This window comes from Yaniella sp., assembly GCF_030453185.1.
Lineage (GTDB): Bacteria > Actinomycetota > Actinomycetes > Actinomycetales > Micrococcaceae > Yaniella.
Genome location: NZ_JAKDKW010000086.1, coordinates 1 through 8,927, shown reverse-complemented (window position 1 = coordinate 8,927; position 8,927 = coordinate 1). Strand labels below are relative to the sequence as shown.

Here is an 8,927-nt window from a genome sequence, read left to right as displayed (position 1 = left end):
GCGAACGCACGCCGTCGTCATTATTCAAATGAGGTGATGACGACGCGGTTCACCTGAGGATCTTTGAGCTTCTCGTAACCTTCATTGACTTCTGACAGGCTGATCTCTGCCGAAACGAGGTCATCAAGGTTCAGCTTGCCCTGCAGATACAGGTCGGCGAGTACCGGGATGTCGCGCTTTGGAACACCGGAACCCATGAATACGCCCTGGATAGCCTTGCGGTCGAAAATGTTCCCCAGGTTCGCCAACTCCAGGTTTCCGCCACCCATACCGATTTGGTAGAGGGTGCCGCCCTTGGCGAGCATGTCATACCCCTGACGTGCTGTCGGGGTGATGCCCACGATGTCGAACGCGTAAGGCACTCCGCGACCGCCGGTGAGGTCCTTGACCGCGGCAACAGGATCTTGTTCGCCGGAGTTGATGATGTGCGTGGCGCCAAATTTCTTGGCTGTTTCCAACGTTTCATTATTCAGGTCGATCACGATGATCTTCGCTGCGCCAGCGACGACCGCGCCGCTGATGGCATTGAGACCGACGCCGCCGGCGCCGATGATGGCAACGGTTGCGCCCTGTTCTACCTGTGCTGCGTTGAAGATCGCACCGGTACCTGTGACCACGCCACAACCCAGGACTGCGGCCTGTGGGAACGGCATCTCTTTGGGGATGGTGACCAGCATGTTCTCGTGCACTAGTGCCTGCTGGGCGAACCCGCCCAGGCCCATGCCCTGGTTCAGTGCCTTGCCGTCGCTGTCGGTCAGGCGAGGGGCTTCACCTTCGGCTCGTTCAGTGGCGGATGGGTTGAGGCACAGCCCTACGTCATCGGAAAGACATTCTTCACACTTGCCGCAGAACTGGACCAGGCATGCTGCAACGTGGTCGCCCACGGCGATGTTGGTGACGTTTGGCCCGATCTCGGTGACGATGCCGGCAATTTCGTGACCCAGGACGGATGGCGGTGGGAATTGAACCTCGGTGCTCATCTCCATCTGGTCGCTGCCGCACAGCCCGGATGCCTTGATGTCTACAAGAACTTCGTTGCCCTGTGGCTTTGCGATTGTGATCTCTTCTGGAACCCAGCCACCGCCGAGTTCTCTGACTACCATTGCTTTCATATATTCCTCTCGAACGCTTTCACCCTTGTGGTGATGCAAAACTTGTGTCTCGGTTACCCGGAGCAACATCTTCTACGTTACCGATGCAGCAAAGCGCCTGGCGACATGGGGCTTAGCAGCAGCCCCAGATGTCGTCAGGGGTGATCCGGGTGCAGATCGGAATGCGGGGCGGCGTCGTTTTGAGTCAGCGGGGCGGCCGCATCGAGGGCCACCAAGTAGAGTTACAGGACCGTTGGTATTCCGAGTCTGTTGGTGAGATGTTCGTGGATCCGTTTCGCTTCACCCTGCGGCAGTTGCAGCACTTCATCGCGGCTGCCGATGCCGGCACGGTCACTGCTGCCGCCGATCAGGTCCACATCTCCCAGGCGGCGATGTCGCAGTCGCTCAACGAACTCGAGCCTTCGGTTGGTCAACAACTCATGGTGCGAACACGAACCCACGGCATTCGGTTGACGTCCTCGGGCCGCAGGTTCCTTGCCGATGCGCGGGAACTTGTGGGTCGCGCGGCGGATCTGCAGCAGGAAATGAGCGATCGATCCGATGAACTCGTTGGCCCGCTGGATATCGGCTGTTACACGGCGGTGGCACCGTTTTGGGTGCCGTTTATTACCGAAAACTTTATTGTGCCGAACCCACAGGTCAACGTACAGATTACCGAGGGCGACGGCAAGGCTCTGCAACAGCAGATGCTTGAGGGACGGTTCGATGCGGTGTTTACCCATACCGGTCACCTCATCGACGGCGTACGTCATCAGGTCATCCGACGCGGGCAGGGCTACGCATTGGTCCCGCCCACGCACCGTTTTGCGGGCCGAAAGAGTGTACGAGTCGAAGAATTTGGCGATGACCCCTATGTGCTGCTGGATGTCCCGGCCGTGCGTGAAAATCAGCTGCCGAAGCTTCGGGCTCATGGCCTCGAGCCCAATATCACCTGGCGCTCGACCAGTTTTGAGGCCGTGCGCGGCATGGTTGCCCGCGGTTTGGGGTTCAGCGTGCTCGTGCAGCGTCCACCCGTTGATGTGTCCTATGACGGGCTGCCGCTGGTGACCATCCAGCTGGAAGACTTTGAACCCAGCGACATCTGTATTGCCTATGTTCAGGAGCGCCGCAGTCGTCGTCTTCGTGAGCTCATCTCCGTGTGCAAGGCGGAAGCCGACCGGTTAGATGCTGCAGGGGCGCAAAGCTGACTTGCACAAGTTTAGTGCGCCAAAATTCGAGGTTCTTCCGGTAGGTCAATCACGGACTGCGGCTCCAGAGTATGCAAGCCGGCTACCCACCCGTGTCTACCTGATTGTGGATAAGTCCACCTGGTTGAGTTATCCACAAAATGCTAGACACGCTATTACGCAGATCGTAAATATGGTAATGCAATTAAAAAGCCAATAAAGCATTAAATAAACATATTAAAAAGTCATGAAAAGTATTGCCAGATTTGCTCCCTGCCGGTAGAATAGAGGTACGAATTAGCTACTGCTTCCGGTATTTTCTTTTCGATTTTCCCGCTCATGCTGTCCCGTATTTTTATTTTTCCTGTTTCGTTATCGAGGTTCTTTTCCGTCTGTTGATTTTCATGTGAGGAGGCACGGTATGGATTTACCGTCATTGCTGCCCAAGTTGGGTACTCCAGTGCCAACGGACGTGTTAAATCTCGACAAAGTTCCCGGGGCATCCCAAGGTGAGCTGTTACATGCGGGATTGCAGTTGATCATGATGGCCACCAACCAGATGGCAAAACCGGCGTCATTTCACGACATTCCCACTTACCGGAGCTCCTCTGGTGGCGACTGGGCTGGCTTCCAGCCAAGCCAGCAAGTAGCCCCCGAAGAAGCAAACCAAGTCGGTGCTCAAGCTGGTGTTCAAGACGGCGAACCACCTGCAGCTGTGGAGACGTCCAGCGAGGAATTGGTCGTGCCGGAGCAATATTATGACACCATCCAAGCGCTGGGGCTGATGCTTAGCCAATTAGACAATCTCACCGAAGCTGCCAATACAATCTTTGCTGGGTATGCGCGCAAAGCAATGAGGCAACAGGCCCTATATCTCGGCACGCCCGCGGGCGCGGTCCCATTCCGCGACGAAGGCCAATACTTACGCCAGACCAGGCTCTGGTCAGCGCCTAAAGCCAAAAAGCACGTCGAGCGAGTGCCATTATTGACGAATACGCCCGATGGCGACCCGGGTAATCTATTTTGCCAACCCACCTACCCGGACATAGCAGCCTCGTTTGTGGAAGGACGGATATCGGGAGAGATCGCAGACAGAATTGTGGGTATGCACCACAAGCTTGCCGAGTATTCACAGGAGGTCGGTGAGCCAATTGGATATATGGAGCAGGTTTTGCAGGCGTTTCAGCCAACCCTGGTGGCAGCTGGTGAAACTTCCACACCAGAGGCATTCACCAGCGCTCGGAAAATGTGGATGGACCAGCTCGCCCATGCAATTAATGCAGATGGGCCTTCTCCATCTCAATCTTTACGAAAACCACCAGATAACGCGATCAAAACTAAAAACTTGCCTGGTGGAGGTGGCAGAATCTGGATGGATGCCACCCCAGAACTCTTCCATCAGTTCAAAAATTTCAGTCTGCATATGCTCAAAGCCAGCGGTGGGGAAGTATTTATTCCCCAGGATCTCATCAACCTGATCCGCCCCGCCAACGAAACCAACGGCCCTCCACCGTCAGACGAAGACGGCGGCCCACTGCCAGAAAACCTCGATGATCTGCCGAACTTTGATGATCCGGACCGGGTGATGGGTGAAGACGACCAGGGTAACCCCTACACTGCTCAAGAACTTGATGAGATAGATCCATTGACCTCGGGCCAAAAAATCGGTGCGCTCCTGATTGGTATGTTCCGCACCCTGCTGCGAATGGACCCCGCGGAGGTCGGAATTAAGCGCTCCCACGGCGCCTCCGCCCAATTAGTCATAGTTCAGGATGTGCAGACCGCGTATCAAACACTAGGAGTGCCACCGTTACCGCCCGACGCGCAGCGACCAACCGGTATTGAAGGGTTTGTTCCACCACTCATTCGGCATCCGAACACCCCGGGTCGCCCTGAGCCAGAAGGGAACGATAGTGGCTCGTCAACGGCAGACAACTCTGGGATTAGGAATGTGAAATCGCGGCTATGGACGCCGTTTCGATCCGAGGCTAAACATACCGGCCCGATTCACCCTGCCGACGCTGAGATCCTATGCTGCGACAGCGAACTCGTTGGCCAAATCTGGGAAGGCCAAGACACGGTGTTAAACCAGAAGCGTACCCAACGACTTTTCACACTGACCCAGCGACGTGCCATTCTCGCCCGCGACCGTGGATGCCAAATTCCAGGCTGCACCACCCCAGCCATATTATGCGACGTGCACCACATCAAAGAATGGCTCGGTGGAGGCAGCACCGACGAAGAAAACGCCACCACCATCTGCGGCACCCACCACACCGCGATCCACACCGGAGCATGGACCATTCACCGAATCGATGGCTTACTCTTCTTCAAGCCCGCACCGTGGCTCGATCCCTGCCAGCCACTGCTGCGTAATCTGTATTGGAACAACTGATCCTCGAGTAGATAGCAGAGAGCCGCTCGGTCAGATGCTGCAAAAGCATCCCACCGAGCGGCTACGCGCGTTAGCGACTGTTTAGCGCATGTCGCCTTCCAGGTCCGCAGTGCGGCCCTCCTTGACGAACGAAATAGCAAGGATCGCTATCAGGAAGACAGCAATCCACACGACCGCGATCAACCATAGGGAGCCACCCGCAATTGCCACGAGGCTCGAAGCAATCATCGGAGTGAAACCAGCACCCAGAGTGGAAGACGTCTGGTAAACCAATGATGCACCCGTATAACGAATATGGGTCGGGAACATTTCCGCAGCGAATGCACCGAACGGCCCGAAGATCGTGCCCTGCACAAGGCCTTGAGTAATCAGCAGTGCCATGGCGAAGACCCATAGGTTGCTCATATCCAGCATGAACATGACCGGGAATGCAGCAACCGCACCGATGAACATCCCAACAATCATCACCGGACGACGACCAAAGCGGTCCGAGAGTTGTGAAGCAAACCAAACAACAACCACCGTTGATGCTGCACCAAGCGCTTTAACCCACAGCACATGCGTGGAGTCCAGTCCGCTGTTAATGACGTAGGAGATGCCCCAAACTGTCATCAAGCCCTGCACGGTGTAGGAGCTCATGCCAGCAATGATGCCCAGAATCAGGTTCTTTGGGTATTTGGAGATCACTTCAAGCAACGGCACTTTACGCTCATCCGCTTTGTCCTGCAGCTTCTGGAAGATCGGGGACTCGTGGACCTTCATGCGGATAATCAGACCAATGAACACCAATACGGCACTCAACAGGAACGGAATACGCCAGCCCCAGCTAATGAATTGCTCATCCGGCAGCAGGGTGAACACACTCATGACGACGGTGGCGAGCACGGCACCGGCCGGGCCGCCCATATTCGCGAAACTCGCGGCGAAACCACGACGCTTCTTCGGTGAATGCTCCAGAGCGATGAGCATGGCTCCGCCCCATTCGCCGCCCACAGCAAGCCCCTGAATAACGCGGAACACCGTGAGGAGAATTGGCGCAGCAACACCGATCGTCGCGGTTGGTGGCAGCAGGCCGATGGCCACGGTGGTACCACCCATGAGCATCATCGACGTCACGAGCACACCCTTGCGCCCGATCTTGTCACCAAAGTGCCCAAAGACAATGCCACCGATCGGGCGGGCAACGTAGCCGACCGCCAAGATGGTGAAGGACAGGAATAAGCCAAGGCCTGGATCGAGGTCAACGAAGTAGACCTGACTGAATACGATCGACGCCGCGGTGGCGAACAAGATGAAGTCGTAGAACTCGATCATCGAGCCCAGGAAGCTCGAAGCGAGAATACGACGCATCATCGTCGTATTCAGAGAATCAGAGAGATCTTCCGAAGCAATCTCTTCGGGTTGCGTGGTCGTTGTCATTAGACACCTACCTTAGTGAGCTGGTCAGCTTGCTCGGCGTCTTGACGAGCAAAAGAGATGGAATCAAGATCGTGCGGGATGAGGAACTCGCCCTCAAACGTTGCCCCGAGGGTTTCCCAACGGTCTAGGGGAGTGTTGCCCGGAACCAAATGGTGCAGCGCAAGGCGAGAAGCACCGGCGCGCGTAGCCAATTCAATGGCCTGTTCCGGACTGGTGTGTGACTTGCGATGGTGGTCGATTGAGGCCTGCTCGGTATCCGTCTGGCCGCCACCATAAGCTGCCTCAACCCAATCAAAGTCAATCGCTTCGTGCAGCAACAGATCAGTGCCGGTTGCCAGCGTGACCAAGTTGTCGGTCGCAGTAGTGTCACCAGAAATAGTAACCGAGCCAGCGACCGCATCGAAGCGGAAAGCAAACGCCGGAGCCACGGGTGGGTGCTCCACAAGAATGGCGGTGACTGTCACCAGCTCATCGCGGTACACCTCGAAAGGTGCCATGCCGGCCGGCGTCGGATTGTCATTCGGGTGATACCCAATATTTGCCGGGATCTCGATGTCATTGACCGCGAAACAATCCAGCGGAGACGGCCGCAGCGCATCCAGAATCCGGTCATTGAGATCGGTGGCATACGCCTGAACGATCGAATGCACCATACCGGAGATACCCGGTGTTGGATTCTCGGGGCACACGGGTTGTGGTTTAACCTCGGCGCGAGCAGAAACCGGTGGCAGCATGCCGCGGTCACCCGGACCGAAGAGCTGGATCGGTGCCTTGTCGGTATCACGAGCATAGAGCCCCATGAGCAACAGGCTGGGGATGTCCACCGTGTGATCCGAGTGCAAGTGCGTGATGAACATGGCGCGCATGTCGTTGAAAGACAATTCGGCGCGTTCCAGTTGGCGACCAACACCCAGTCCGGCGTCCACCAGGTAATAGGCATTGCCGACGACGACGGCGGTGGCAATACCGTGGCGATGTTGACCGGTTTTCGACGACCACCAGCGTGGTCCTCCGGCGGTACCCAGGGTCACCACGCGAGGCGCGAGATCTGTTGGTTGTTGCACTGCAACTCCTTTACTGCCCCAAATGTGGGCTACGTCATGTGATCTACATCTATAGTCCGATAGGCGTTGACAGAAGTAAATCTAAATGTTCCGATAGCTCTCATAAGGGAAACCTATGATCCGCTTGCTGCTAACCTCGTTTCGAGAAGATTTATCCGCAACTGATCGGAGCGACATTGGAGACGTCAGCGAAGCCCGCGAGCCGCAACTGGTTCGGACTCGTGTTGTTAGGCCTAGCCGTTGGCGTTTCATCGGGGCTCTTCGGCATCGGCGGCGGCATCATCATCCTGCCGGCGCTGGTCTACCTGCTGGGGTATAAAACTCGCATTGCAGTGGGCACCTCGCTGCTCGCCGTCATTCTCCCCTCGATCGTCGGGGTCATCAGTTACGCCGCCGAATCCAACGTCAACCTCCTGATGGCCGCGTTACTGGCAGCCGGGTCGATTTTCGGGGCACCCATTGGTTCCTGGTTGTTGTCGGTGCTCCCGCAGCGTGCCGTGCAGTGGGGCTTTATCGCGTTCATGATCATCGTCATTGTGTCGCTATTTCTTGTGGTCCCGTCGCGTGATGCCACGGTGGATATCGACATACTTACCGGCGTCGCCCTGGTTGCGCTTGGACTCTTCACCGGCGTGATGTCCGGGCTCTTGGGCATCGGCGGCGGCGTCATCGTAGTGCCACTGCTGGTCGTGCTGTTCGGCGAAAGTGACCTCGTCGCAAAGGGCACCTCGCTGCTGATGGTTATTGCCACCGGCATATCGGGCACCGTATCGAATGTGCTGCGCAAAAACGTGGATCCGGCCGGGGCGCTCACCGTTGGACTCAGTGCGGCAATCATGACCCCGCTTGGCGTGTGGACAGCCCATGCGCTGGCCCCTGCAATCGCCAACATCGTGTTCGCGGCATTTTTAGCCATCGTCATCGTGCGGATGCTGGTTGATGTATTATCCTGTCCCGCAAAATAGTCTCGGCCGAGCATTTTGCCTCGTCAAGTACAGCTTTTGTGGCATTTCGTTGACGGCGTTGCGCCAGTTATAGCAATTCTGGTGTCAGTGTTTTAGCGTGTACCTTGTTGCTCATGTGCCGCAAGAATTCACCCTCGCCGAGGAGATTGCCGAAACCCTATGTTGCTCAAGAACATTTCGCCCGCCATCGTCGCTTTCGCCGCCATATTTGCGCTGAGCGGGTGCGGTTCGGGTGACGATGTAGGGGTCTCGGGTGACGACGTTTCGGTTTCCGGCACAGACTCCACCGAGGTGACCTGTGAGCGATTCAACGAGATCAACGGTAAGTTCAACGACGTCGACCTGCAGTCAATGGAAGCCGACGATATTGCCGATCACTTCAGTGAAGGTATAGCCGAGATCGAGGCCGTGAGTAACGACGCAGAAAACGTTGAACTTGCACAATCCATCACTACCTTGGCCGATGCGCTGCGAGCTTCAGTCAGTTCCGCAGATGGTGACCTTGATTCAATTCACTCCCAGTTCCAAGAGGAACTGCAGGGCGTAGATGTTCAAGACGCCGCCGCCCACCTGGACGAAACCTGCGACGCGAGGATGAACCTCTAGGGTGAAAGCTGTGTCGAGGCAGTGCGTTAAACGCTTCCTGCCTGACTAGGCCTGACCGTTTTTAGGTTGTTTATTGATATTTGAACGAGTTCTGCATGCGAAATTATCCGCACAGTTCAGTTAGGATTGACCGCGTTCGTCCTTAAGTGCGCAAGGTAAGGCCATCTTGAGGACGTTCTCTCTTGTCACAGCACCCTAAG

General features: G+C 56.3%; 7 protein-coding genes. 4 read left to right on the top strand and 3 right to left on the bottom strand.

Features of this window, described 5'->3' with window-relative positions:
• Positions 1-20 precede the first annotated feature (20 nt).
• A complete protein-coding gene (locus tag L0H14_RS10730) occupies positions 21-1,112 on the bottom strand; it encodes a Zn-dependent alcohol dehydrogenase (RefSeq protein WP_301418449.1) in 1,092 nt (363 codons plus the stop codon).
• 128 nt (positions 1,113-1,240) lie between these two features.
• Between L0H14_RS10730 and L0H14_RS10725 the strand changes: the two genes are divergently transcribed.
• Together L0H14_RS10725 and L0H14_RS10720 are read left to right on the top strand one after the other, a co-directional pair.
• The gene (locus L0H14_RS10725; protein ID WP_301418447.1) at positions 1,241-2,299 is read left to right on the top strand and encodes a LysR substrate-binding domain-containing protein; all 1,059 of its coding nucleotides are present in this window, start codon (positions 1,241-1,243) and stop codon (positions 2,297-2,299) included.
• A gap of 400 nt (positions 2,300-2,699) precedes the next feature.
• Positions 2,700-4,673: an HNH endonuclease signature motif containing protein gene (locus L0H14_RS10720; RefSeq protein ID WP_301418445.1), complete on the top strand. Its 1,974-nt coding sequence runs from the start codon at positions 2,700-2,702 to the stop codon at positions 4,671-4,673.
• Between the two features lie 81 nt (positions 4,674-4,754).
• Here L0H14_RS10720 and L0H14_RS10715 read toward each other — a convergent pair whose 3' ends face one another.
• Both L0H14_RS10715 and L0H14_RS10710 read right to left on the bottom strand, forming a co-directional pair.
• Positions 4,755-6,092 carry an MFS transporter gene (locus L0H14_RS10715; protein WP_301418443.1) on the bottom strand — a complete coding sequence of 446 codons (1,338 nt, stop codon included), beginning with the start codon at positions 6,090-6,092 and terminating at the stop codon, positions 4,755-4,757.
• Positions 6,092-7,156 carry an MBL fold metallo-hydrolase gene (locus tag L0H14_RS10710; protein ID WP_301421807.1) on the bottom strand — a complete coding sequence of 355 codons (1,065 nt, stop codon included), beginning with the start codon at positions 7,154-7,156 and terminating at the stop codon, positions 6,092-6,094. The genes L0H14_RS10715 and L0H14_RS10710 overlap by 1 nt, the downstream gene beginning before the upstream one ends.
• Positions 7,157-7,332: 176 nt before the next feature.
• On the opposite strand from L0H14_RS10710, the gene L0H14_RS10705 reads away from it, so the two are divergent.
• On the top strand, positions 7,333-8,121 hold the full coding sequence (locus L0H14_RS10705) for a sulfite exporter TauE/SafE family protein (RefSeq protein WP_301421806.1): 789 nt from the start codon (positions 7,333-7,335) through the stop codon (positions 8,119-8,121).
• A 159-nt stretch (positions 8,122-8,280) separates the two neighbouring features.
• Positions 8,281-8,727: a hypothetical protein gene (locus L0H14_RS10700; RefSeq protein WP_301421805.1), complete on the top strand. Its 447-nt coding sequence runs from the start codon at positions 8,281-8,283 to the stop codon at positions 8,725-8,727.
• Positions 8,728-8,927 lie beyond the last annotated feature (200 nt).

Excerpts from the sequence above, each read along its gene's own strand:
- L0H14_RS10730 (WP_301418449.1), bottom strand. The coding sequence starts at position 1,112 with ATGAAAGCAATGGTAGTCAGAGAACTCGGCGGTGGCTGGGTTCCAGAA.
- L0H14_RS10725 (WP_301418447.1), top strand. The coding sequence starts at position 1,241 with ATGTCGTCAGGGGTGATCCGGGTGCAGATCGGAATGCGGGGCGGCGTC.
- L0H14_RS10720 (WP_301418445.1), top strand. The coding sequence starts at position 2,700 with ATGGATTTACCGTCATTGCTGCCCAAGTTGGGTACTCCAGTGCCAACG.
- L0H14_RS10715 (WP_301418443.1), bottom strand. The coding sequence starts at position 6,092 with ATGACAACGACCACGCAACCCGAAGAGATTGCTTCGGAAGATCTCTCT.
- L0H14_RS10700 (WP_301421805.1), top strand. The coding sequence starts at position 8,281 with ATGTTGCTCAAGAACATTTCGCCCGCCATCGTCGCTTTCGCCGCCATA.